At 69.4% G+C, this 23,626-nt stretch carries 22 protein-coding genes and 1 riboswitch; of the genes, 2 read left to right on the top strand and 20 right to left on the bottom strand.

Annotated elements, in window-relative coordinates:
* Nucleotides 1–3 precede the first annotated feature (3 nt).
* From fdxA to AB0300_RS10875, 4 genes are read right to left on the bottom strand one after another with little or no spacing between them, the layout of a single operon-like run.
* Nucleotides 4–324: a ferredoxin gene (fdxA, locus tag AB0300_RS10860; RefSeq protein WP_017203330.1), complete on the bottom strand. Its 321-nt coding sequence runs from the start codon at nt 322–324 to the stop codon at nt 4–6.
* 9 nt (nt 325–333) lie between these two features.
* Complete coding sequence (locus AB0300_RS10865; RefSeq protein WP_060922743.1) at nt 334–744, bottom strand: hypothetical protein; 411 nt, start codon at nt 742–744, stop codon at nt 334–336.
* Between the two features lie 40 nt (nt 745–784).
* Nucleotides 785–1,099, bottom strand: coding sequence for an AzlD domain-containing protein (locus AB0300_RS10870; RefSeq protein WP_025102951.1), 315 nt, complete (start codon nt 1,097–1,099; stop codon nt 785–787).
* Nucleotides 1,096–1,806 (bottom strand): AzlC family ABC transporter permease, encoded by a 711-nt coding sequence (locus AB0300_RS10875; RefSeq protein WP_085606884.1) that lies wholly within the window; start codon nt 1,804–1,806, stop codon nt 1,096–1,098. Before AB0300_RS10875 ends, AB0300_RS10870 begins: the two co-directional genes overlap by 4 nt.
* Before the next feature lie 105 nt (nt 1,807–1,911).
* Here AB0300_RS10875 and AB0300_RS10880 point away from each other — a divergent pair, with 105 nt between their 5' ends.
* Complete coding sequence (locus AB0300_RS10880; RefSeq protein WP_025102949.1) at nt 1,912–2,460, top strand: XRE family transcriptional regulator; 549 nt, start codon at nt 1,912–1,914, stop codon at nt 2,458–2,460.
* A 3-nt stretch (nt 2,461–2,463) separates the two neighbouring features.
* Here AB0300_RS10880 and AB0300_RS10885 read toward each other — a convergent pair whose 3' ends face one another.
* From AB0300_RS10885 to typA, 4 genes are all read right to left on the bottom strand, one after another.
* Nucleotides 2,464–4,089, bottom strand: coding sequence for an MFS transporter (locus tag AB0300_RS10885; RefSeq protein WP_366215991.1), 1,626 nt, complete (start codon nt 4,087–4,089; stop codon nt 2,464–2,466).
* Nucleotides 4,086–5,135 (bottom strand): glutaminase A, encoded by a 1,050-nt coding sequence (glsA, locus tag AB0300_RS10890; protein WP_366215992.1) that lies wholly within the window; start codon nt 5,133–5,135, stop codon nt 4,086–4,088. The genes AB0300_RS10885 and glsA overlap by 4 nt, the downstream gene beginning before the upstream one ends.
* A gap of 107 nt (nt 5,136–5,242) precedes the next feature.
* The gene (locus AB0300_RS10895) at nt 5,243–6,127 is read right to left on the bottom strand and encodes a phospholipase (RefSeq protein WP_315108337.1); all 885 of its coding nucleotides are present in this window, start codon (nt 6,125–6,127) and stop codon (nt 5,243–5,245) included.
* A gap of 183 nt (nt 6,128–6,310) precedes the next feature.
* Nucleotides 6,311–8,224 (bottom strand): translational GTPase TypA, encoded by a 1,914-nt coding sequence (gene typA, locus AB0300_RS10900; RefSeq protein WP_025102945.1) that lies wholly within the window; start codon nt 8,222–8,224, stop codon nt 6,311–6,313.
* A gap of 155 nt (nt 8,225–8,379) precedes the next feature.
* On the opposite strand from typA, the gene AB0300_RS10905 reads away from it, so the two are divergent.
* The gene (locus AB0300_RS10905; protein WP_249521546.1) at nt 8,380–9,162 is read left to right on the top strand and encodes a type II CAAX endopeptidase family protein; all 783 of its coding nucleotides are present in this window, start codon (nt 8,380–8,382) and stop codon (nt 9,160–9,162) included.
* 7 nt (nt 9,163–9,169) lie between these two features.
* Here AB0300_RS10905 and AB0300_RS10910 read toward each other — a convergent pair whose 3' ends face one another.
* The 12 genes from AB0300_RS10910 to AB0300_RS10965 form a co-directional block, all read right to left on the bottom strand.
* Nucleotides 9,170–9,736, bottom strand: coding sequence for a PH domain-containing protein (locus tag AB0300_RS10910; protein ID WP_366215993.1), 567 nt, complete (start codon nt 9,734–9,736; stop codon nt 9,170–9,172).
* A 1-nt stretch (nt 9,737) separates the two neighbouring features.
* Nucleotides 9,738–11,411 carry an ABC transporter ATP-binding protein gene (locus tag AB0300_RS10915; RefSeq protein ID WP_366215994.1) on the bottom strand — a complete coding sequence of 558 codons (1,674 nt, stop codon included), beginning with the start codon at nt 11,409–11,411 and terminating at the stop codon, nt 9,738–9,740.
* On the bottom strand, nt 11,408–12,349 hold the full coding sequence (locus AB0300_RS10920) for an ABC transporter permease (protein WP_025102941.1): 942 nt from the start codon (nt 12,347–12,349) through the stop codon (nt 11,408–11,410). Before AB0300_RS10920 ends, AB0300_RS10915 begins: the two co-directional genes overlap by 4 nt.
* Nucleotides 12,342–13,268: an ABC transporter permease gene (locus tag AB0300_RS10925; RefSeq protein ID WP_025102940.1), complete on the bottom strand. Its 927-nt coding sequence runs from the start codon at nt 13,266–13,268 to the stop codon at nt 12,342–12,344. The genes AB0300_RS10920 and AB0300_RS10925 overlap by 8 nt, the downstream gene beginning before the upstream one ends.
* A 102-nt stretch (nt 13,269–13,370) precedes the next feature.
* Nucleotides 13,371–15,020, bottom strand: coding sequence for an ABC transporter substrate-binding protein (locus AB0300_RS10930; RefSeq protein ID WP_366215995.1), 1,650 nt, complete (start codon nt 15,018–15,020; stop codon nt 13,371–13,373).
* A 215-nt stretch (nt 15,021–15,235) separates the two neighbouring features.
* Nucleotides 15,236–18,130, bottom strand: coding sequence for an aminomethyl-transferring glycine dehydrogenase (gene gcvP / locus AB0300_RS10935; RefSeq protein ID WP_366215996.1), 2,895 nt, complete (start codon nt 18,128–18,130; stop codon nt 15,236–15,238).
* A gap of 7 nt (nt 18,131–18,137) precedes the next feature.
* Complete coding sequence (gene gcvH / locus AB0300_RS10940) at nt 18,138–18,515, bottom strand: glycine cleavage system protein GcvH (RefSeq protein ID WP_025102937.1); 378 nt, start codon at nt 18,513–18,515, stop codon at nt 18,138–18,140.
* Nucleotides 18,512–19,627 carry a glycine cleavage system aminomethyltransferase GcvT gene (gene gcvT / locus AB0300_RS10945; RefSeq protein WP_085606589.1) on the bottom strand — a complete coding sequence of 372 codons (1,116 nt, stop codon included), beginning with the start codon at nt 19,625–19,627 and terminating at the stop codon, nt 18,512–18,514. The genes gcvH and gcvT overlap by 4 nt, the downstream gene beginning before the upstream one ends.
* Before the next feature lie 149 nt (nt 19,628–19,776).
* Nucleotides 19,777–19,871: riboswitch (glycine riboswitch) on the bottom strand.
* A 49-nt stretch (nt 19,872–19,920) separates the two neighbouring features.
* Complete coding sequence (locus tag AB0300_RS10950; protein WP_303708283.1) at nt 19,921–20,778, bottom strand: ATP-binding cassette domain-containing protein; 858 nt, start codon at nt 20,776–20,778, stop codon at nt 19,921–19,923.
* Nucleotides 20,775–21,629: an ABC transporter ATP-binding protein gene (locus AB0300_RS10955; RefSeq protein WP_025102934.1), complete on the bottom strand. Its 855-nt coding sequence runs from the start codon at nt 21,627–21,629 to the stop codon at nt 20,775–20,777. The genes AB0300_RS10950 and AB0300_RS10955 overlap by 4 nt, the downstream gene beginning before the upstream one ends.
* Nucleotides 21,626–22,606 carry an ABC transporter permease gene (locus AB0300_RS10960; RefSeq protein WP_025102933.1) on the bottom strand — a complete coding sequence of 327 codons (981 nt, stop codon included), beginning with the start codon at nt 22,604–22,606 and terminating at the stop codon, nt 21,626–21,628. Before AB0300_RS10960 ends, AB0300_RS10955 begins: the two co-directional genes overlap by 4 nt.
* Nucleotides 22,599–23,594, bottom strand: a complete 996-nt coding sequence (locus AB0300_RS10965) for an ABC transporter permease (protein WP_025102932.1) — start codon at nt 23,592–23,594, stop codon at nt 22,599–22,601. The genes AB0300_RS10960 and AB0300_RS10965 overlap by 8 nt, the downstream gene beginning before the upstream one ends.
* Nucleotides 23,595–23,626: the final 32 nt, after the last annotated feature.

Raw genomic sequence — 23,626 nt, forward strand, 5'->3', positions numbered from 1 at the left:
GGCCTACTCGCCCTGCGGCGGGAGCGCGGCGATGATCGGGTGGTCGAACGGGTAGACGCCGACCTTGGCGGCGCCTCCGGGCGAGCCGATCTCGTCGAAGAACTCGACGTTGGCCTTGTAGTAGTCCTGCCACTCGTCGGGCAGGTCGTCCTCGTAGTAGATCGCCTCGACCGGGCACACCGGCTCACACGCTCCGCAGTCCACGCACTCGTCGGGGTGGATGTAGAGCGACCGTTCGCCCTCGTAGATGCAGTCAACGGGGCACTCGTCGATGCAGGCGCGATCCTTGACATCGACGCACGGGAGGGCGATCACATACGTCACCCCCTCAGTCTACGACCCGTGGACCTCGGGTTCCTCCGAGGACGGCGTGGCGGGGCGGACCGGCTGCCGGGAGAACGACGGCCACGCGATGACCAGCAGCACGATGCCGGCGGCGAGATACGTCCAGATGCGCCCGGCGAGGGTGTCCTGCACGACGACGGAGCCGCCGGGGCCGACGCCCGAGATGAGCACGATCATGCCCAGCATCCCCAGACCGGCGGCAACGGCCGCTCCCCGGTCGTGGGTGAGCGCACGGACGGCGATGAGGATCGCGGCGCAGGCGATGGCGGCGACGATGAGGCCGATCGGGATCGGCCCCCACATGACGCTGTGTGCGATGGTCCCGGCCACGCCGTAGACCCCACCCACCAGGGCAGCAGCCACCCAGGACAGCACCCTCGACAACCACTTCCCGCGCACCCCCCGATCCTACCCGGGCACTGTCCGGCGGAACGACGTGTCAGGCGGCCAGACCGAACAGCCGCAGCAGCGCGGCGACGAGGGCGGCGGCGGCCACCACCACGAGGAACGACTGCCGCAGCCAGAGGAGACCTGCCGCGACGAGCAGGGCGGGGACACGCGCGTCGACGGTGATGGCCTGCCCGTCGCCGAGCGACTGCACCGCGACGAGGGCGGCGAGCAGCGCGACGGTGAGGAGATCGGAGATACGGGCCGGACGCGGCGCTTCGAGCACCTTCGGCGGCACGAGATAGCCCACGGCCTTCAGGGCGAGGCAGATCAGGGCCGCGAGGAGGATGGCGCTCCAGAGGGTCATGCGGTTCCCTCCCCTTCGCCGGCGCCTGCGGGTCGCGGCGTTCCGAGCCAGTTGAACCATCCGACGACGATCGCGACGAGAGCGGCGACGAGCACCGGGAGTCCGGGCAGGAGGAACGGGGTGAGGGCGGCCGCGATCACGGCGGCCGCGATCCCGACGGCGACCGCCTGCCGTTGACGCAGACGCGGCCACAGCAGGGCGAGGAACGCCGCGGCCGCCGCGGCGTCCAGCCCCCAGGCCTTCGGGTCGCCGAGCACGTCGCCGACCAGCGCACCGACGAGCGTGGTGAGGTTCCAGCCGAGGAAGATGCCGACACCCGTGACCCAGAATCCCACCCGGCGCAGGCGCGGATCGTCCTGCGCGATCGCCACGGCGGTGGACTCGTCGATCGTGAAGTGCGCGGCGAGCGCTCGTCGTACCGGTCCTCCGCCGACGACCGGCGACATGCGCATCCCGTAGGCGACGTTGCGCACCCCGAGCAGGGCGGCGGACGCGATCGCCGAGGGCAGGGCGGCCAGTCCGCCGGCGGTGAAGACTCCCACGAAGGCGAACTGCGATCCCCCGGTGAACATCAGGAGACTGAGCACGCATGTCTGCCACACGTCGAGGCCCGCGGCCACGGCGAGCGCGCCGAAGGAGATCCCGTAGGCGCTCGTCGCGAGCACGACGCCGAGCGCCTCGCGCCACACCTCGCGCTCGGCGGTCATCGGGGTCCGCTCCGCCACGACGTTCGCTTCACTGAACACACGATCATCATTCTGAACATGCCTGGATGCATAGTCAAGCGAACGATCGTTTGCCATGATGAACGCATGGACGATCTCCGCACCCGCATCGCCCGCACGCTCCGCCGCGAGCGCGAGGCGGCGAACCTGTCCGTCTCCGAGCTCGCCCGGCGGGCCGGCATCTCCAAGGCGACGGTCTCCCAGCTCGAGAGCGGTGCCGGCAACCCGAGCGTCGAGACGCTGTGGGCGCTGGGCGTCGCGCTCGGCGTGCCCTTCGCGGTGCTCGTCGACCAGCAGGCCAACGCCCCCACCCTCATCCGCGCCGACGACCTCGCGGGGGTGCCCTCCTCTGCCGCCGCCTACAGCGCCACCCTCCTCTCCGCGAGCCCTCCGGGCGCCCGGCGCGACGTGTACCTCATCCAGGCGGAGCCCGGCGACCCCCGACGCTCGGACCCCCACCATGCGGGCACGATCGAGCACGTGATCCTCATCGCCGGACAGGCGCGGGTCGGCCCGCCCGAGGATGCCGTGGTGCTGAACCCGGGCGACTACCTGACGTATGCCGGCGACGCGGCGCACGTGTTCGAGGCCATCGCGCCCGGGACGAGCGCCGTGCTCATCTCCGAGCTCCGCTGAGGATCACTCCCCCGGCCCGGCCGGCGAGGGGTCCGGGATCTCGTGCGGACGGTAGTTCGGCAGGCGCGACGCCGGCAGGATCGCGAGCGCGCTCACCGCGGCGAGGATCAGCAGGCCGAGCTTGAGGGTGCGCAGGCGCGACTCCTCGTTCACGGCGACCGCGGCGTCGACCTGTTCCGGCGTCGCGTCCGTGGTCTCCAGGACCGCACGCAGTTCGTCGTTGCTGACGAAGTTCACCTCGTTCAGGTCGACCTGCGACACCAGCGACGGCGGCAGTTCCGGATGCTCCACGACCGCGCGTCCGACGTTGAGCGCGAGCAGCGAGACCAGCAGCGCCCCGGCGAGCGCCGTCCCGACCGCGGAGGCGAGGTTCTGCGTGGTGCCGCGCAACGATCCCACGTCGCCGGCGAGCTCGGGCGGCGCCGCGGTCACGAGCACGTTGAAGACCAGGGTGACGAGAGCGCCCTGGCCGATGCCGAACACGATGAGGCCGGCGATGGTCGGCACCGTCTCCCAGTTGTTCGTCACGACGATCGAGAGCCAGACGAGCGCCGCCGTCGTGAGGATGAACCCGAAGACGCCGATCGTGCGCGGCGGGTAGCGCGTGTAGAACCGCACGACGAGCGTCGCCGTGACGAACACCGTGAGGTTGAACGGCATCATCGCGAGGGCGGTGTCGAAGGGCGTCCGCCCCTGGACGATCTGGATGTACAGCGGCACCGTGAAGTTCACGCAGGCTTCCAGCGCCACGACGATGAACATGGCGTACACCGCGGCGCGCTCCCGGGACGAGCCGAGCACGCTCAGATCGATCAGCGGCACCTTGCCCTCCGCCATCCGCCGCCGCGTCCACAGGAAGAACCCCTGGCCCAGGATGATCCCCAGCACGATGAAGATCGGTGCCGGTGAGAGCCCGAAGACCGAGAACGGGGCGGACGGCGCCGCCGGGAGCGCTCCCCAGCTGTTCAGGTTGTTGAATCCGAGGGTCAGCAGCACGATCGCCGCGCCGATGAGGAGGGCCGCGACGAGATCGATGCGGATCGCCGCATCGCCGCGATCGCCGCGCAGCGTGAAGCTCAGCGCGAAGACCGCGACGGCGATCGCCAGCACGATGACGAAGAGCGGACGCCACCCGACGAGCGTCCCGAGCGTCCCTCCGATGAGGAAGGCGCTGACGCCGGAGATCGCGCGTGCCGAGCCGATCGCGCCGATGGCCGTGGCCTGCTGCGGGCCCCGGTAGTTCTCGGCGATCAGAGCCACGATCGAGGGGACGATGATCGCCGCGGCCGCTCCCGCCACGGCCTGCCCGGCGATGGCCCACCAGACGGTCGGGGCGAGGAGCATCATCACGGCCGACCCCGCGAAGAGCGCGACGACGACGCGGAAGATCAGCACCCAGCCGACGCGCTGCCCGAGCTTGGCCCCGGTCATCACGAGCGCCGCGACGGCGAGGCCGTACATCACGATCGTCGTGCTCGCGACGGTCGGCGGGACGCCGAAGTCGCTCACCATGCCGCCGAGGGAGATCGGCAGCGCTGCGACGTTGAAGGACATGAGCACCTGTGCGAGGAACAGGCTGACCATCGGCAGCCAGGACGTCTTCGCGGGGGCGGGGGCCGTGCGGGTCATGAGCGCGCTCCTTCCGAGGCTGACGAGACAGGCGCCTCGCCGGCATGCGCGGGCGCGGGCGCGGAGGCGAAGAGGTTCAGCCCCAGCGACCGCGACAGGTGGCCGATCGCCATCTGCGACCGGATCGAGTTGCCCGCCTCGTCCAGCCGGGGCGAGAAGCCGGCGACGGCGCCCTTGCCGGGAGAGACGGCGACGAGGCCGCCCGAGACGCCCGACTTGGCCGGAAGGCCGATCTCGAACAGCCAGTCCCCTGACCGCTCGTACAGCCCACTCGCCGCGACGACGGCGAGCGTGTCACGGCAGACGTCCGCGGAGACCACCCGCTCTCCCGTCACGGGGTTGACCCCGCCGTCGGCGAGCGTGGCCCCCATGACGGCGAGGTCGTGCGCGGTCACGCTGAGCGCGCACTGACGGGTGTAGACGTCGACGATCTCGTCCGGATCGCCGGCCAGTCGTCCGTAGCTGCGCAGCAGCCATCCGAGTGCGCGGTTGCGCTCGTTCGACCCGGCCTCGGAGGCGTAGACCTCGCCGTCCAGGCTCAGCGGTCGTCCGGCGAACGCGGACAGCCCCTCGCGGACGCGCTCCCACTGCTCCACCGCCGTGGCGCCGGGCATCAGCGCGGTGGTCGCGATCGCCCCGGCGTTGACCATCGGGTTGCGCGGATGCCCGTCGTTGAGCTCCAGCGCCACCACCGAGTTGAAGGCGAGGCCGGTGTTGTTGACGCCCACGATCTCGCGGACCCGCTCGTGGCCGTGCTCCTGGATCGCCAGCGCGTAGACGAACATCTTCGAGATCGACTGGATGGAGAACGCGTGCAGCGCGTCTCCGGCGTCGTGGATGCCGCCGCCCACCTCGATCACCGCGAGCCCGAACAGCTCCGGATCGACCGCGGCGAGGACAGGGATGTAGTCCGCCACCTCCCCGGACACCTCGTCCGCGTACCGGGCGTGCGCCTCCCGCACGAGCTCGTCCACCCGCTCCCATCCGGGAAGCGTGCCCGTGGAGACCTCCTGCGGGACGTCGAGCCAGACGGTGGGGTCGAGCACCATTCCTCCTCGGAAATCGCGACGCCCCCAGCCGTCTCCCTGTCACGGTAGCGTCCGTGTCGGGTGACGGCTAGGGGCAATCGTCCGCGAGGGGCCCGCTCTGCGGCTCAGTACCAGTTCATGGCCTGGGAGTGTCCCCAGGCGCTGCACGGGGTGCCGTAGGCGTCGGCGATGTACTGCAGGCCCCAGGCGATCTGGGTGGCGGCGTTCGTCTGCCAGTCGGCACCCGCCGAGGCCATCTTGCTGCCGGGCAGCGCCTGCGGGATGCCGGTCGCTCCCCCATCGTTGTTGTACGCCTGGTAGTTCCAGCCGGACTCCTTGTTCCACAGCGAGTTCAGGCAGGAGAACTGGTCGCCGCCCCAGCCGTAGCGGTCGGCCATCATCTGCTGTGCGGTGGCCCGAGCCCCGTCCGGCGTGTTCGCGGAGGCGAGCGCCGCCGCTGCGGCCGCCGCCTTCTCCTCGGCGGCGCGGGCGGCGTCCTCTGCCGCCTTCTTCTCCTGCGCGGCCGTGAAGGCCTCCTGGAGGTCTGCGGTGGCCGTCACCACCTTCTCGGTCTCGGCTTCGGCCTGCTCGGCCGTCACGGTGATGAGGACCAGCGGGAGGGTGGATCGATCGGCGAGGGTCTCCAGGTCGTCCTCGAGAGCGGTGGTGTCCACGGACGCCGCCGCGCCCACGTCGAGGCCCGACTCGGCGACCTCCGTGGACAGGCTCTTCGCCGCGGCGACCGCATCGATCGCGTTCGAGACCGTCATGACGGCCTGATCGGCGATCCGAGTGAGGGGCTCGGTGCCGAGGTCGTGGCTCGTGACGGCGGAGGTGGCGTCGGAGCGCTCCGCTCCGGCCGCCGGGGCGGAGGCGAGTCCCACGCTGAGGGTGATGCCGACGAGCGCGGCCGTGGCGGCGCCGAGGGCGATGAGGGGTGTACGGGTGACGGTGGCGCGAGCGGCTGCCGCGTCGGAGGCGCGCCGAAGCGCACGGGTCTTCTGAAGCAAGGCTTTGACTTTCGGGTCGTCGTACGCCCATATCGGGGACTCATCGGGAGCTCGCCCCGGGCGCAAGTCAACGAGTCTGCGTCATCAACCTGAACGAAAACTAGCCCTCACCTGGGATTTTCATGAGAGAGGGCCCCACGCGGCCAGGCGGCGTGGGGCCCTCTCGAAAGGAGTGCGGTGCGATCAGGCGTTCGCGTCCTGACGCTTGAGACGCGAGGCCTCGCGACCGCGGACGGTCTGGTCGAGGATCACCTTGCGGATGCGGACCTTCTCCGGAGTCACCTCGACGCATTCGTCGTCGCGCGCGAACTCCAGGCTCTCCTCCAGCGTGAGGATGCGCGGCGGCGTCATCGACTCGAAGTTGTCGGCCGTGGAGGAGCGCATGTTGGTGAGCTTCTTCTCCTTGGTGATGTTGACGTCCATGTCGTCGGCGCGCGAGTTCTCGCCGATGACCATGCCCTCGTAGACCTCTTCGGTCGGCTGCACGAAGAACGACATGCGCTCCTGGAGCGCGATCATCGCGAAGGGGGTGACGACACCCGAGCGGTCGGCCACGATCGAGCCGTTCTGGCGGGTGGTGATCTGCCCCGCCCACGGCTCGTAGCCGTGCGAGATCGCGTTGGCGATTCCCGTGCCGCGCGTGGTCGTGAGGAACTCGCTGCGGAAGCCGATGAGACCACGCGAGGGCACGACGAACTCCATGCGCACCCAGCCGGTGCCGTGGTTGGTCATGTTCTCCATGCGACCCTTGCGGTTCGCGAGGAGCTGGGTGATCGCGCCGAGGTGCTCCTCCGGCGTGTCGATGGTCAGGTGCTCGAACGGCTCGTAGACCTTGCCGTCGATCTTCTTGGTGACCACCTGCGGCTTGCCGACCGTGAGCTCGAAGCCCTCGCGGCGCATGTTCTCGACGAGGATCGCGAGGGCCAGCTCACCGCGGCCCTGCACCTCCCAGGCGTCGGGACGGCCGATGTCGACGACCTTGAGCGACACGTTGCCGATGAGCTCGCGGTCCAGGCGGTCCTTCACCATGCGGGCGGTGAGCTTGTGCCCCTTGACCTTGCCCATGAGCGGCGAGGTGTTCGTGCCGATCGTCATGGAGATCGCGGGGTCGTCGACCGTGATGGCCGGCAGCGGACGGATGTCCTCGGGGTCGGCGATGGTCTCGCCGATCGTGATGTCCTCGAAGCCGGCGATGGCGACGATGTCGCCGGGGCCGGCGGATTCTGCCGGGTAGCGCTCCAGAGCGCGGGTCTTCAGCAGCTCGGTGATGCGGGCGTTGCTGGTCGAGCCGTCGGAGCGAACCCACGCGACCGTCTGGCCCTTCTTGAGCGTGCCGTTGAAGACGCGCAGCAGGGCGAGGCGACCGAGGAAGGGGCTGGAGTCCAGGTTCGTGACCCAGGCCTGCAGCGGGGCCTCGTCGTCGTAGGCCGGGGCCGGGACGTGCTCGAGGATGGCCTCGAACAGCGGCTCGAGGTCGTCGTTGTCGGGCAGCGAGCCGTCGGCCGGACGGTTCTGCGACGCGGCACCGGCGCGACCGGAGGCGTAGACCACGGGCACGTCGAGCAGCGCGTCGACGTCGAGGTCGGGCACGTCGTCGACGAGATCGGAGGCCAGGCCCAGCAGGAGGTCGTGCGCCTCCTCCTCGACCTCGGCGATCCGGGCGTCCGGACGGTCGGTCTTGTTGACCAGGAGGATGACGGGGAGCTTGGCCTCGAGCGCCTTGCGCAGCACGAAGCGGGTCTGCGGCAGCGGGCCCTCGCTCGCGTCCACGAGCAGCACGACGCCGTCGACCATCGACAGGCCGCGCTCGACCTCGCCGCCGAAGTCGGCGTGGCCGGGGGTGTCGATCACGTTGATCGTGATCTCCTTGCCGCCGGCGTGCTTGCCCTTGTAGGTGATCGCCGTGTTCTTGGCGAGGATCGTGATGCCCTTCTCGCGCTCCAGATCGTTGGAGTCCATCGCGCGCTCCTCCACGTGCGAGTGTTCGCCGAAGGAGCCCGTCTGGCGGAGCATCGCGTCGACGAGCGTGGTCTTGCCGTGGTCGACGTGGGCGACGATTGCGACGTTGCGGAGGTCAGAGCGGAGGGCGTGCGCCATACAAGGGTCCTCAAAGAGTGTGGGGTTGCGCCGGGAAGCCGACGTTCCAGGATAACGTACGCGCGGATCGGGTTCCTGAACGCACGTCGTACCATCGTCCCGTGACCCTCCCCGACCCGACTCCCCCGGTGCCGCAGACGCCGTCGACCGCGCCCATCCGGAGGGACGAGCCGCGCGATGAAGGTCGAGGGCGCCTGTGGTGGGAGATCGCCATCGTGCTCGCCCTGGGTCTGGGCCAGTCCGCGGTCTACGCGATCGTGCAGCTCGCCTATCGACTCACGGACGACACCCCCCTCGCGGATCAGACCGCCACCCTCAACCCCTCCCGCAGCGACCGGGAGGTGTTCGACCTCATCTATCAGGTGCTGTCGATCGGATTCGCCCTGGTGCCGGTGCTCCTCGTGTGCTTCCTCCTCTGGCAGCGCCGTCGCCCGCACCTGGAGCGCCTCGGCCTGGACGGCACCCGGGTGGCCGGCGACGTCGGCCGCGGCGTGCTCCTCGTCCTCGCGATCGGCGTGCCGGGGCTGGCGCTCTACCTCGGCGGGCGGGCGCTCGGACTGTTCGTGGCCGTGAACCCCGCGGGTCTGGACGCGCACTGGTGGACCGTGCCGATCCTCCTGCTCGCCGCCGCCCGCGCATCGCTCCAGGAGGAGTTCGTCGTGCTCGGGTACCTGTTCGCCCGCCTGCGGCAGCTCGGATGGTCGCCGTGGACGATCATCGTCTCGACCTCCGTGCTCCGTGCGACGTACCACCTCTATCAGGGGCCCGGTGCCTTCATCGGCAACCTCGCGATGGGGCTGCTGTTCGGGTGGCTCTACCACCGCACCGGTCGGCTGCTGCCGTTCCTGGTGGCGCACTTCCTCATCGACGCGGCGGCGTTCGTCGGCTATCCCTGGGCCGCGGCGACCTGGCCCGCCCTGTTCGGTCTTCCCGGCTGAGGCGCGCTCAGCCGAGGTTGACGACGACGAGCGCCGCGACGGCCCACAGCACGATGACAGCGAGGGCGATGAGGGCCGGGCCGTCCCAGCTGCGTCGGACCGGGGCGTCCGCCGTCGAGGGTGCCGCGCTCCACAGGTCGCGGATGCCGGTGAGCACCCGGAGCGCCGACGGCACCTTCACCTCAGCATCCTCATCACGGGAGCGACGAGGCGGACGTGCCTTGGCCGGTCCGCCCCAACAGCTCACGGTGCGGCCGTCGTCCAGCGTGAACTCGAGCTGCCAGCGCATGTCGATGTCCTGCACACGCGCCCAGCCGAAGGTCGTGCGACGCAGCAGGTTCTGCACCACGGCCCCCTCCTGATCCACGCGGACGAAGGAGACGAAAGCGGTCTCGTAGACGATCCACAGCCCGAGCAGCAGCCAGGGCGCCACGAGGAGCGCCTGCACGATGCTGCCGTTGACGACGGTGTCCCCGAGCAGGAACAGCACCAGCAGGATGCTGAGGACGAAGACGACGGTGCCCGAGGGCGCACGGTAGGTCCGTGCGCCCTCGGGGTGTCCGGGAGATGCCACCTCAGAGGCCGCCGAGCGGGATCGAGGCACCGGGGATCGCCTGCAGCAGACGATCCGTGTACTCCTCCTGCGGGTTCGCGAAGATCTCGTCGACCGTCCCCTGCTCGACGACCTTGCCCTTCTCCATGACGCAGACCAGGTCGCTGGAGACCCGGACGACCGCGAGGTCGTGCGTGATGAAGAGGTACGTCAGGTTCAGCTCCGACTGGAGTTCGGCGAGCAGCTGCAGGATCTGGTCCTGCACGAGCACGTCGAGTGCCGACACCGCCTCGTCGAGGACGATGATGTCGGGCTTGAGCGCCAGCGCACGCGCGATCGCCACGCGCTGCCGCTGTCCGCCGGAGAGCTCGTTCGGGTAGCGCGTGGCCAGCGCCTGCGGCAGGGCGACCTGCTCCAGGAGCTCCTCCACGCGAGCCCGATGCGAGGCCCGGTCGCCGACGCCGTGGATCTGCAGCGGCTCCGCGATGGTGTTGCCGATGTTCCGCAGCGGATCCAGGGATCCGTAGGGATCCTGGAACACCGGCTGCATGCGCCGGCGGAGTCCGAACGACTGCGCGTTCGACAGATGGGACACGTCCTGCCCGTCGATCTCGATCGTCCCGCTCGTCGGCTCCTCCAGCTTGAGCACCATCTTGGCGACCGTGGACTTGCCGGATCCCGACTCGCCGACGAGGGCCAGCGTCTTTCCGCGCGGGATCTCGAACGACACGTCGTCCACCGCCCGGAACGCCTCGCTGCGGAAGTTGCCCTGCCGGATCTTGTAGTCCTTGGTCAAGCCGGCCACGCGGACCGTCGGAGGGAGGTCGGCCAGGTCGTCGAGGGTCTCGATGCCCCGGTCCTCCACGACCGCCTGGATCCGCTGCGACGCGACGCTGGGCGCCGCGGCGACCAGTCGCTTCGTGTACGGGTGCTGCGGGTTCTCCAGGATCTGCCGGCTGGGGCCCGCCTCGACGATGTTGCCGCCGTTCATGACGATGATCTTCTCGGCGCGTTCGGCCGCGAGTCCCAGGTCGTGCGTGATCAGCAGCACCGAGGTGCCCTTGTCGCGCGTGAGCGACGCCATGTGGTCGAGGATGACCCGCTGCACCGTCACGTCGAGAGCCGAGGTCGGCTCGTCGGCGATGAGGAGCTTCGGGTCGGCGGCGAGGCCGATCCCGATCAACGCGCGCTGGCGCATCCCGCCGGAGAACTGGTGCGGGTACTGGTGCAGGCGACGCTCGGCATCCGCCAATCCGGCCTGCTGAAGCACCTCGATCGTCCGCGCCTTCGCCGCGGCGCGCCCCTGGGCGACGCCGTTCGCGCGGACGGCCTCCTTCACCTGGAAGCCGATGCTCCACACGGGGTTCAGGCTCGACATCGGGTCCTGCGGGACGAAACCGATGTCTCGACCGCGCACCGCCTCCATGTCGCGCCGGCTCAGCCCGGTCAGCGGGCGGCCCTCCAGCGTGATGGACCCGCCCGTGATCGTTCCCGTGCCCGGGAGGAGGTCGACGATGGCGGTCGCCGTGGTCGACTTGCCCGAGCCGGACTCGCCGACGATGGCCACCGTCTCACCGGGCATCACGTCGAACGTGACGCCGTGCAGGACCTCGCGCATCCCGCCCTGGGTGCGGAACGCGACGGTGAGGTCGCGCACGCTCAGCAGCGGCATCTGTGGGGTGGTGCGGTCGCTCATCGGCGAGCCCTCGCCTTCGGGTCGATGGCGTCTCGGATGAGCTCGCCGAGGCTCACGAAAGCGAGCACCGCGAGGGTGAGCGCGATCGACGGATAGATGAGGGACATCGGAGCGACGCGCAGAGCCGCCTGCGCCTGGCTGATGTCCTTGCCCCAGGAGACGACGGTGCCGTCGAGCCCGACGCCCAGGAACGACAGCGTGGCCTCGGCCACGATGGCGGCGGCGAGCCCGAGCGTCGAGACCACCAGGAGCGGTGCGATCCCGTTGGGAACCACGTGGGTCACCAGCGTCTTGAACTGCGACAGCCCCAGAGCGCGCGATGCCATGACGAAGTCGGCCTGACGCACCCGCAGGATCTCGGCGCGCACGACGCGAGCCGTCGAGGCCCACGAGAACCCACCGATCGCGAGCGCGAGCGTCCACACCGACCGGTAGTCCGACAGCACGGTCATCACCACGAGCGCAGCGAGGATGTACGGGATCGCGAAGAAGATGTCCCCCACGCGCGAGAGCAGGGCATCGAGCCAGCCGCCGTAGAAACCGGCGATGGCTCCCATGATGAGGCCGAGGACCGCGGAGATCACGGTCGCGATCAGACCGACGGCCAGCGAGGTCTGCGCACCCCACACGACACGCGCGTAGATGTCACACCCCTGGAAGTTGTAGCCGAGCGGATGGCCCGGCGTGGGGCCCTCGTTGCTGTACATCAGGTCGCAGGCGCGCGGATTGACCTGCGTGAACAGGGTCGGCCAGAACGACATCAGCACGAACACGGCGGCGAGGAACACCGAGAACCAGAACAACGGTCGACGGCGCAGGTCGCGCCAGGCGTCTCGCCACAGGTTGCTGGGCTTGTCGCCGACGCGGACGGCATCGACGGAGATCGTCTCGGTCTCGACCGGGGCGACGTAGTGCTTCTGTGTGGTGGGGTCAGACATAGCGGATCCTCGGGTCGAGTAGACCGTAGAGCAGGTCGATGACAAGGTTCACCAGCACGTACAGGATGACGAACACCGTCACGAAGGAGACCACCGTCGGCCCCTCCCCGCGGATCGCCGCCTGATAGAGCGTGTTGCCGACACCGGGGATGTTGAAGATCCCCTCGGTCACGGTGGCCCCGACGAGCAGGACACCGAAGTTCGTGGCGGAGTTGGTGATGACCGGGATGAGGGAGTTGCGCAGCACGTGCACGGGGAGGACGCGTCGCCGCGAGAGCCCCTTGCTGTAGGCCGTGCGCACCCAATCCTGGTTGAGGGTGTCGATCACCGAGCTGCGCATCAGGCGCATGCTGACGGCGAACAGGCTGAACCCGAGGACGAGCGCGGGGAGCCACAGGCCGCCCCAGTCGTTGTCGGACCCGACTGTCGGACTGAACCAGCCCCACTGGATCGCCAGGAAGTACTGCGCCAGGAAGCACATCACGAAGATCGGGATGGCGAGAGCCACGAGCGCGATGAGCAGGGCCGTCGTGTCGAAGAGCTTCCCCTTGCGCAGCGCCGAGATGGTGCCGACGGAGATCGCGAGGGTGAACTCGATGCCGATCGCCATGATCGCGAGACGCCCCGTGACCGGCAGGGTGTCGACGAGGACGTCGGAGACCGGTCGGCCGGAGAAGGTCACGCCGAGATCGCCCTGGAAGACACCGGTGATGTAGTACCAGTACTGCACCAGGAACGGATCGTTGAGGTGGTACTCCTCGCGGAGCGCGTTGACGAGGGCCTCACTGGGCGTGCGGTCGCCGAACAGCGCGAGGATCGGGTCTCCCGGCATCGCGAAGACGAGGAAGTAGATGAGCAGGGTGGCCCCGAAGAAGACGGGGATCACCTGGAGAAGACGTCTGAGGATATAGCTGAGCATCCGCTGTCGCTTTCGGGCGGTCGCGAACAGGCAGGACGGAAGCACCCGACGAGGCGGTGACGGAAGACCGTCACCGCCTCGCGGTTGCGAGCTCCGTCAGGCCTATTCGGCAGCCTTCGTGATCTCGTAGTACAGCGGGACAGAGTTCCAGCCGAAGGTGACGTTGTCCACCGTGTCGGCGTAGCCACCGGTCACGTTGGAGTACCACAGCGGGATCGCGGGGAGGTCGTTGAAGAGGATCTCCTGCGCCTTGGTGAACTCCTCGACCTGGGCCGCGGTGTCGGTGTTGCTGATGCCGTCGGCGATCAGCTTGTCGAACTCGGGGTTCGAGTAGTCACCGTCGTTCGAGCCGGCGTTGGTCGCGTAGAGCGGGCCGAGGAAGTTGTACAGACCGGGGTAGTCGGCCTGCCACCCCGAGCGGGCAGCGGTCTTGATGCTGTTGTTGTTGATCTCCTCGCGGATGACCGAGAAGGTCGGGTACGGGTCGCCCGAGGCCTCGATGCCCAGCGTGTTCGAGATCGCGTTGGTCACGGCCTCGACCCACTCCTGGTGGCCGCCGTCGGTGTTGTAGGCGATCTTGAACTCGCCCTCCCACGGGGAGATCGCGTCGGCCTCGGCCCACAGCTCCTTGGCCTTCTCCGGGTCGTACTTCAGGACCTCGTTGCCCGCGATCGAGTCGGACCAGCCGTCGATGACCGGCGACGTGAAGTCGGAGGCCGTGGTGCGGGTGCCGAAGAAGATCTTGTCGGTGATCTGGTCGCGGTCGAACGCCATCGAGATGGCCTGGCGACGGAGGATGCCCTCTTCGCCCGAGAAGTGCGGCAGGAACTGCCCGATCGTGAACGACTGGAACACGGCGGACGGCTGGTTCACGGCGCGATCCCCGAGGTCGTCCTGGAACGTCGGCAGCGAGACGGCGGGGATGACGTCGATGACGTCGACCTTGTTGCCCTGCAGGTCGGCGTAGGCCGCATCCTGGGTCGCGTAGAACTTGATCGTCAGACCGCCGTTCTTCGCCTGGCGCCCGCCTTCGTAGTCGTCGTTGCGGACCAGGTCGATCTGCACGTCGTGCTGCCAGGCGCCCTCGCCGTCGAGCTTGTACGGACCGTTGCCGATCGGGTTCTCGCCGAAGGCGTCGATGTCCTCGAACGCCGCGTCGGGCAGCGGGTAGTACGCCGAGTAGCCGAGGCGCAGCGCGAAGTCGGCGGCCGGCTTGTTCAGGGAGATCTTGAAGGTGTAGTCGTCCACCTGCTCGAGGCCGGTCATGTCGCCCTGCGCGCCGTACACCTCGTCGGTGTTCTGGAAGCCCTCGATGTCCTCGAAGAAGTAGTTCGATAGGTGGGCGTTCTCCGCCTGGGCGCCGTAGTTCCACGCCTTGATGAAGTTGTCGGCCGTGACCTCTTCACCGTCGGAGAAGGTCTGCCCCTCCTTCAGCTTCACCGTGAGGTGCTGCGGGTCTTCGGTCACGATCTCCTCGGCCATGTCGTTGACCGGCTTGCCCTCGGCGTCGTAGTAGACGAGTCCGGCGAAGATCTCGTCGAGGATCTTGCCGCCGCCGACCTCGTTGGTGTTGGTCGGGATGAGCGGGTTCTCCGGCTCGGAGCCGTTCGTGGTGATGATGGCGTCCGGGTCAGCCTTCGCCCCGCTGCCGTCGTCTCCCGAGTTGCCGCCGCCGCTGGCGCAGCCTGCTAGGGTCAGGGCGCCGATCACGAACAGTGCGCTGCCCGCGAGGGCGATCTTGTTGCGCTTCACTTTTGTCCTCCTGTGGACGTGGGAATTCTGCGCGGCTCATCATCGAGCGCGCAGGGATACCTGAGCGTAACCCGGTGGTCGCGCGTCCAGGACGTTCAGCTAACGAACTGTTACTGAGTGGTGACCATCTGTCACATGACCGAAACATGGCGCAACGCGAACGGCGCCGCGCCGCCGGGAGGCGGGCGCGACGCCGTTCGTCGTGCGGGTCCGTGTCAGGCGAAGGCCTCGATCGGCGGGCAGGCGCAGACGAGGTTGCGGTCGCCGTACGCCTGGTCGATCCGGCGGACAGGCGGCCAGTACTTCGCCGCCACCAGCGAGCGCACCGGATAAGCGGCCTCCTCGCGGGTGTAGGCGTGCGCCCACTCCCCCGCGATGAGCGAGACCGCGGTGTGCGGGGCGTGCACGAGCGGGTTGTCGTCCGCAGGCCAGCGCCCCGCGGCGACGGCGTCCGCCTCGGCCTTGATCATGATCATGGCCTCGATGAAGCGCTCGATCTCGTCGAGGTCCTCCGACTCGGTGGGCTCCACCATGAGGGTGCCGGCGACCGGGAACGACATGGTCGGCGCGTGGAAGCCGTAGTCGATCAGGCGCTTGGCGACGTCGTCGACGGAGATGCCGGTGGCCTCCTTGAGCGGACGCAGGTCGAGGATGCACTCATGCGCGACCCGTCCGTTCTCCCCCGTGTAGAGCACCGGGAAGTGCCCGCCGAGGCGCTCGGCGATGTAGTTCGCCGAGAGGACCGCCGCGGCGGTCGCGCGCCGGAGCCCCTCGGCGCCCATCATGCGCACGTACGCCCACGAGATCGGGAGGATGCCCGCAGAGCCGTACGGGGCCGCGGAGATCACCGCGCCCTCGAACGTGTGGCCACCGAAGTGCTCGGCGCGCTGCGCGAGCGGGTGCGACGGCAGGTACGGCGCGAGGTGGGCCTTCGCCGCGACCGGACCGATGCCCGGGCCGCCGCCGCCGTGCGGGATGGCGAAGGTCTTGTGCAGGTTGAGGTGCGAGACGTCGCCGCCGAGGTCGCCGAATCGCGCGTACCCGAGGAGCGCGTTGAGGTTCGCTCCGTCGACGTACACCTGACCGCCGGCCGCGTGCACCGCCCCGGTGATCTCGACGACCTGCTCCTCGTAGACGCCGTGCGTGGACGGGTACGTGATCATCAGCGCCGCCAGGTCGTCGGCGTGCTGGGCGATCTTCGCGCGGAGGTCGTCCAGGTCGACGTTGCCGAGCGCGTCGCTCGCCACCACGACGACCTTCATGCCGGCGAGCACGGCGGAGGCCGCGTTCGTGCCGTGGGCGGAGGACGGGATGAGGCACACGATGCGGTGGTCGTCGCCGTTCGCGCGGTGGTAGCCGCGGATCGCGAGGAGGCCCGCCAGCTCACCCTGCGAGCCGGCGTTCGGCTGCAGCGACACCGCGTCGTACCCGGTGATCTCGGCGAGCCAGCCCTCGAGCTGGTCGATGAGCTCCAGGTAGCCGCGCACGTCGGCCTCCGGGGCGAACGGGTGGATGCCCGCGAACTCCGGCCACGTGATGGCGGCCATCTCCGTGGCGGCGTTGAGCTTCATCGTGCACGAGCCGAGCGGGATCATGCCGCGGTCGAGGGCGTAGTCCCGGTCGGACAGGCTCTTCAGGTACCGCATCATGGCGGTCTCGCTGCGGTGGCTGTGGAACACCGGGTGCGTGAGGTACTCGTCCTGGCGGCGGAGGGCGTCCTGCAGCGCGTCCGCGTCGCCGAGGCCGAAGCCGAAGGCGCGCTCCTGCTTCCCGCCGAAGACCTGCGCGACCTGGTGCAGCTCGGCCACCGTGGTCGTCTCGTCCACCGCGATGCCGATCGTGTCGGCGTCGGCGACCCGCAGGAGGATGCCGAAGCCGCCCCGCGCCTGGTCGGCGTACTCCGCCGCCCGGCCCGGGACGCGCACGGTCAGCGTGTCGAAGAAGTGCTCGTGGACGACCTCGGCGCCGGCCTCGACGAGCCACTCGCGCAGCAGGGCCGCCTTGGCGGCGACGTCGCGGGCGATCTCGCGGAGTCCATCCGGGCCGTGGTAGACCGCGTACATCGAGGCCATCACGGCGAGGAGCACCTGGGCGGTGCAGATGTTCGACGTCGCCTTCTCGCGGCGGATGTGCTGCTCGCGGGTCTGCAGCGAGAGGCGGTAGGCCGGCTTGCCCTCGGCGTCGACGGACACGCCGACGAGACGTCCGGGCAGCTGCCGCTCCAGGCCTGCCCGCACGGCCATGTAGCCGGCGTGCGGGCCGCCGAAGCCCATCGGCACGCCGAAGCGCTGCGTCGTGCCCACGGCCACGTCGGCCCCGAGGGTGCCGGGCGCGGTGAGGAGCGTCAGCGCGAGGAGGTCGGCGGCCGCGACGGCGAGCGCGCCGGCGACGTGCGCGGCGTCGAACACCGCGGACGGATCCCACACACGGCCCGAGGCCCCGGGGTACTGCACGAAGACGCCGAAGAGCTCGGCGGGAAGCTCCTCCCCCGCGGCGAAGTCGACCGTGACCAGCTCGATGCCGAGCGCCTCGGCCCGGGACGCGAGCATGGCCTTCGTCTGCGGCAGCGCATCCGCGTCCACTGCGAAGACGTTGGAGGAGGTCTTCGAGGCCCGGCGCGCGAGCAGCATCGCCTCCACGACCGCGGTGGACTCGTCGAGCATCGACGCGTTCGCGGTGGTGAGGCCGGTGAGCTCGGCCACCATCGTCTGGAAGTTGATGAGCGCTTCCAGGCGCCCCTGCGAGATCTCGGGCTGGTACGGCGTGTAGGCCGTGTACCAGGACGGGTTCTCGAGCACGTTGCGCTGGATGACCTGCGGCGTGACGGTGCCGTAGTAGCCGAGGCCGATCATCGAGCGGTTCACCGTGTTCCGCGCGGCGAGGGCACGCAGTTCGGCCAGTGCCTCGGTCTCCGACGCGGCGACCGGGATGCGGGAGTCGGCGACCGCGTCCTCCGGTCCCGTGTAGATCGAGGCGGGGACGGCCTGACGCATGAGCTCCTCGACCGGGCTCAGCGTCCCGTTGCCGGCGGAGCCGAGACCCAGCGCGTCGAGCATCGTGCGCTGGGCGGCCTCGGTCGGTCCGATGTGACGATCGGCGAATGCAACCACGTCCGGATCAGCCCTCCGTGAGTGCGACGTACGCGTCGCGGTCCAGCAGTCCGTCCAGCGCACCGGCGGCGACGGACACCTTGAGCAGCCAGCCGCCCTCGAACGGCTCGGCGTTGACGAGCGAAGGGTCGTCGACGACGGCGTCGTTGACCTCGACGACCGTGCCGGCGACCGGAGCGTAGAGCTCCCCGACCGACTTCGTGGACTCGATCTCGCCGACCACGGAGCCGGCGGTCAGCTCGGTGCCGACGGCGGGGAGCTCGACGAAGACGACATCCCCCAGCTTCTCGGCGGCGTAGTCGGTGATGCCGATCGTCACGGTGTCGCCGTCACCGGCGATCCATTCGTGCTCGTCGGTGTAGCGGAGTGCGCTGAGGTCGGTCATTTTGTCCTCCGGTAGAAAGGCAGGGCGGTCACGGTCGCGGGGATGCGGGTCCCCCGCACATCAAGGAATACTGCGGTTCCCTCTTCCGCGGAAGAAGGGTCGACGTACGCCATCGCGATGGGATGGCCGAGCGTCGGGCTCAGGGCACCGCTGGTGATCTCTCCGATCGGGGTGCCGTCGGCGTCGACGACCGCGTAGCCGGCGCGGCCGGCGCGTCGTCCTTCGGCCGTCAGGCCGACGAGGATGCGGGCATCGTCGGCGGGCGCCGGAGCATCCTTGCCGACGAAACGGTCCTTCGCGACGACCACGACGCGGCCGAGGCCGGCCTGGGCGGGTGCGGTGTCGAGGCTGAGCTCGTGGCCGTAGAGCGGCATGCCCGCCTCCAGGCGGAGCGTGTCGCGCGCGGCGAGGCCGGCGGGGACGAGCCCGTGCGGCGCGCCGGCGTCGAGGACGGCGTCCCACAGCGCGGTCGCGTGGGCGGCCGGGACGAGGAGCTCGAAGCCGTCCTCCCCGGTGTAGCCGGTACGGGCGAGGAGCAGCGGCTCGCCGGCGAACGACGCGGTCGCCCACGCGTAGTACTTCTGCTCCGCCCAGGGGATGCTGACGTCGGCGATGCCCGCCGTCGCCGCGAGGATCTCCTCGGCCCGCGGGCCCTGCACGGCGATCAGCGCGTAGTCGTCCGAGACGTCGTCGACCTCCACGGCGCCCGCGTCCGCGTCCGCGATCCGCTCGGTGAGAGCCCGACGCACGGCGTCGCGGTTGCCGGCGTTCGAGATGATGAGGAAGTCGTCGTCGGCCAGCCGGTACACGATCACGTCGTCGACGATGCCGCCCTCCGCCGTCAGCAGCAGGGAGTACTTCGCCTTGCCGACCGCGAGCGCCGACAGCCGCCCGGCGAGGGCGTAGTCGAGGAAGGCCGCCGCGCCGGTGCCGCGGACCGTGAACTCGGCCATGTGCGAGATGTCGAAGACGCCCGCTGCCTGCCGCACCGCGTGGTGCTCGGCGAGGTCGGACGTGTAGCGCACCGGCATCTGCCAGCCGCCGAAATCGGTGAAGGAGGCGCCGAGCGCCTCATGGCGCTCGCGCAACGGGGTGTAGCGGGGGTCGGACATGGAGTTCTCCCGGGCTGGGTCGGGCGGGACGACGACGTCGTCCCTGGGAACTCCCCCTCTGTCATGGGCCTGAGAGCTTCGCCCGCGCGAGCGCAGGGCTTTCACCGTCGGCGGATCCCCCGGTGCTCGGGATCGCTTTTCAGAGCGGCCGGACCTCCGCGGTACGCGTACCTGAGAGATTGGCGGGGAGGCTTGCTCCTTCGGTGCCCGGCTGCATGCGCCGGGGCTCTCCCGCGTCGGTCGTTCGGCCTGTCTTCGATTGTGGGTTCAGTCTAGCGGTCTCCCCCGCCCGCTCAGGAGCCCAGCGCGAGCTCCGCCCTGACCTCGTCGCGGAGCCTGCCGAGGTTCTCCGGTTCGGGGGCCGCCGCCAGAAGCGTCCTGGTGTACTCGTGCTGCGGGTTCAGGATCACCTCGTCGGCCGATCCCCGCTCCACGACGTCGCCCCGGAAGAGGACCATGATGTCGTCGGAGAAGTGCCGCGCGGTCGCCAGGTCGTGCGTGATGTAGAGGACGCCGAGGTTCTCCTCCCGCTGCAGCTCGGCGAGCAGGTTGAGCACGCCGAGCCGGATCGACACGTCGAGCATCGACACCGGCTCGTCCGCCACGATGAACCGGGCGCCGGGGGCCAGGGCCCGCGCGATCGCCACGCGCTGCCGCTGTCCGCCGGAGAGCTCGTGCGGGCGCCGTTCGGCGAAGCTCTCGCCCGGAGTGAGCCGCACGCGCTCCAGCAGCTCGATCGCCCGCGCCCGCACCTCGCGACTGTCGAGCTTGGGGTGGTGCAGCCGGATCGGACGCTCCAGGTGGTGCACGATCGTGTGGAACGGGTTCAGCGAGGCGAACGGGTCCTGGAAGACCATCTGGACGTCCGACCGGTAGCGCTCGAGGGCCGCCCCCCGCGTGCCGGACTCCTCGCCGTCGAGGAGGATGCTGCCCGAGGTCGGCGTCTCCAGCTTCATCAGCATCCGGGCGATGGTGGACTTGCCCGACCCGGACTCGCCGACGAGAGCCGTGGTCCGCCCGGCCTCCAAGGTGAACGACACGTCTTTCACCGCGTGCAGCACGCTCGTGCGGAACCCTGACCGCAGGTGGAAATCCTTCACGAGGTTCCTCGCCTCGAGGGTGCCGCCGCGCCTCGTCCCGTCCACGCTCATCGGATGACCTCCTGGTTGACGCCGCCGCTGCGGACGAAGTCGCCCCGCTCGCCCGTGAGGGACGGGAAGCTCGACAGCAGGCGCTGGGTGTACTCGTGCTGCGGGTTGCGGTAGATCTCCGCCGCGGTGCCCTGCTCGACGATCCGGCCCTGCAGCATGACAGCGATGCGGTCGCTGATCTCGATGAGCATGGGCAGGTCGTGGGTGATGAAGATGACCGCGAAGCCGAGCTTCTCGCGCAGGCGCATGATCTCCCGGATGATGCCGCGCTGCACGACCACGTCGAGCGCCGTGGTGGGCTCGTCCATGATCATGACCTGCGGGTCGAGCGCCAGCGCCATCGCGATCATCATGCGCTGGCGCATACCGCCGGAGAGCTCGTGCGGGAAGCTCGTCAGCCGCCCGGGGTCCACGCCGACGAGCGTGAGCAGCTCCTCGGCGCGCTCCTGCTTGGCCTTCTTCGACATTCCGGGGCGGTGGGTGTCGAAGATGTCGAAGATCTGCGCGCGGACCGAGATGACGGGGTTGAGGGAGTTCATCGCCCCCTGGAAGACCATCGAGATCTTGTCCCAGCGGAATGCGCGCAGCCCGTCTCCGTCGAGTCCGACGACGTCGATGTCATGGCCGTCGCGATCGTGGAACACGATCTCGCCGTCGGTCATCAGGGCCGGCGCCTTGAGCAGCCGGTTCATCCCGTACGCGAGGGTGGTCTTGCCGCAGCCCGACTCTCCCGCGAGACCGAGGATCTCGCCCCGGTGGAGAGTCAGCGAGACATCCCGGACCGCCTTGACGGGCGGATCGACCTCGTACTCGATCGAGACGTTCCTGGCGGTGAGCACGGCGTCGCTCATGCGGTGACCCCCTTCTCCTTCGCGGCCTTGCGCAGACGACGGGCCGCATCGGGCGCGTTGCGCAGCTTCGGGTTGATGACCTCGTCGATGGCGAAGTTGATCAGCGCGAGTCCCGCGCCGAGGATCGCGATCATGATGCCCGGCGGCACGAACCACCACCAGGCACCGCGGCCGAGGGCCTGACCGGATTGGGCGTCGTTGAGGATCGAGCCCCAGGTGATCGAGGAGTTCGGACCGAGGCCGAGGTACGACAGCCCCGCCTCGCCGAGGATGGCGAAGATGATCGCGAACAGGAACTGCGCGGTCAGCAGCGGGAGCAGATTCGGCATGATCTCGACGAGGATCACCCGGAGGGACTTCTCCCCCGCCACCTTCGAGGCGTACACGTAGTCACGGGTGCGGAGCGAGCGGGTCTGCAGCCGCAGCACGTACGCCGCGCCGGCCCACGAGGTGATGCCGAGGACGAAGGCCACGAGCTGCCAGCTGCGCTGCGGCACGAACGACGCGATCACCATGACCAGCGGCAGTCCGGGGATGACGATCATGACGTTGGTCAGGAGAGCGAGGACGTCTTCCCGCCAGCCGCCGAGGTACCCGGCCAGGACGCCGAAGAGGAGGGACAGCACGATGGCGATGCCGCCGGCCGTCACACCGATGAGCAACGACCCCTGCGCCCCGACGGCGAGCTGCGCGAACACGTCGTTGCCGAGCTTGGTCGTGCCGAGCCAGTGCTCCGCCGACGGCGCGGCGAGGGCGGGATTGTCGGTGCTGCGCGGGTTCTGCGTGAAGAACGGCGCGATGATCGCGAAGAGCACGATGGCGAGCACGAGCACGGAGCCGACGATGAACTTCGGCGACGTGCTGGGCAGGATCCGGCGGCGCCGGCGCTCCTGACGCTGCGTGGCCAGGGCGACGGTGCCCTCGGGGGCGACGGTAGGAGGCTCCTCCACGAGGAGCGGGTTCTTCGTGTCAGACATTCTGGCGAGCCCTCGGGTCGATGAAGCCATAGACGAGGTCCATGAAGAAGTTGGCGACGAGCACCGTGAGGGTGATCACGAGGAACAGCCCCTGCATCAGCGCGTAGTCGTTGTTGGTGACGGCCTGGAACATGAGCTTGCCGACGCCCGGATAGGTGAACACCTGCTCCATGACGATGGAGCCGGCGACGACGAACCCCAACGTGATCGAGAAGCCCGCGATCGACGGGATGGCCGCGTTGCGCGCGGCGTACGTCGTCATGATGCGTCGCGGCCGGAGTCCCTTCGCCTCGGCGGTGAGGACGTAGTCCTCGGCGAGCGTGGAGACCATCATGTTGCGCATGCCGAACATCCAGCCGCCCACCGAGCTGATCACGATCGTGATCGCCGGGAGGATCGAGTGCGCGACGGCATCCGAGAAGAACGCCCAGGTCGGCTCCGGGCCGTCCGGGAAGTCGAAGACGTCGTAGCCGCCGAAGATGGGGAACCAGCCCAGGCCCACGGCGAAGACGGCGACGAGGATGAGCGCCAGCCAGAAGTACGGGATGGACTGCAGCACGGTGGTCGCGGGGATGAGATGGTCGACCCAGGTGCCGCGCTTCCAGCCGGCCCACGCCCCGAGCACGACGCCGAGCACGAACGAGATCACCGTCGCGGTTCCGACGAGCACCAGCGTCCACGGGAGAGCACCCGCGATGAGCTCCGTGACCGGAGTGGGGAACTTCGTCACCGACACGCCCAGATCGCCCTGGAACATGCGCCCCCAGTAGGCGAGGTACTGCTCCCAGAGGGACGAGTCGTCTCCGCCGAGCAGGAGCTTGATGTTGCGGATGGTGGTCTCGGAGACCTCTCCGCCGGCCCGCTGCATCTTGGCGATCATGATGTCGGCGGGATCCCCCGGCATGAGCCGGGGAAGCAGGAAGTTGATGGAGATCGCGGCCCACAGCGTGAACGCGTAGAACCCGATCCTTCGTGCATAGAACTTCATGTCACCTGTCCTGACTTCCTACTTCCCCGACT

Origin of the sequence: Microbacterium sp. NPDC078814, assembly GCF_040702645.1 — a bacterium.
Classification (GTDB): domain Bacteria; phylum Actinomycetota; class Actinomycetes; order Actinomycetales; family Microbacteriaceae; genus Microbacterium.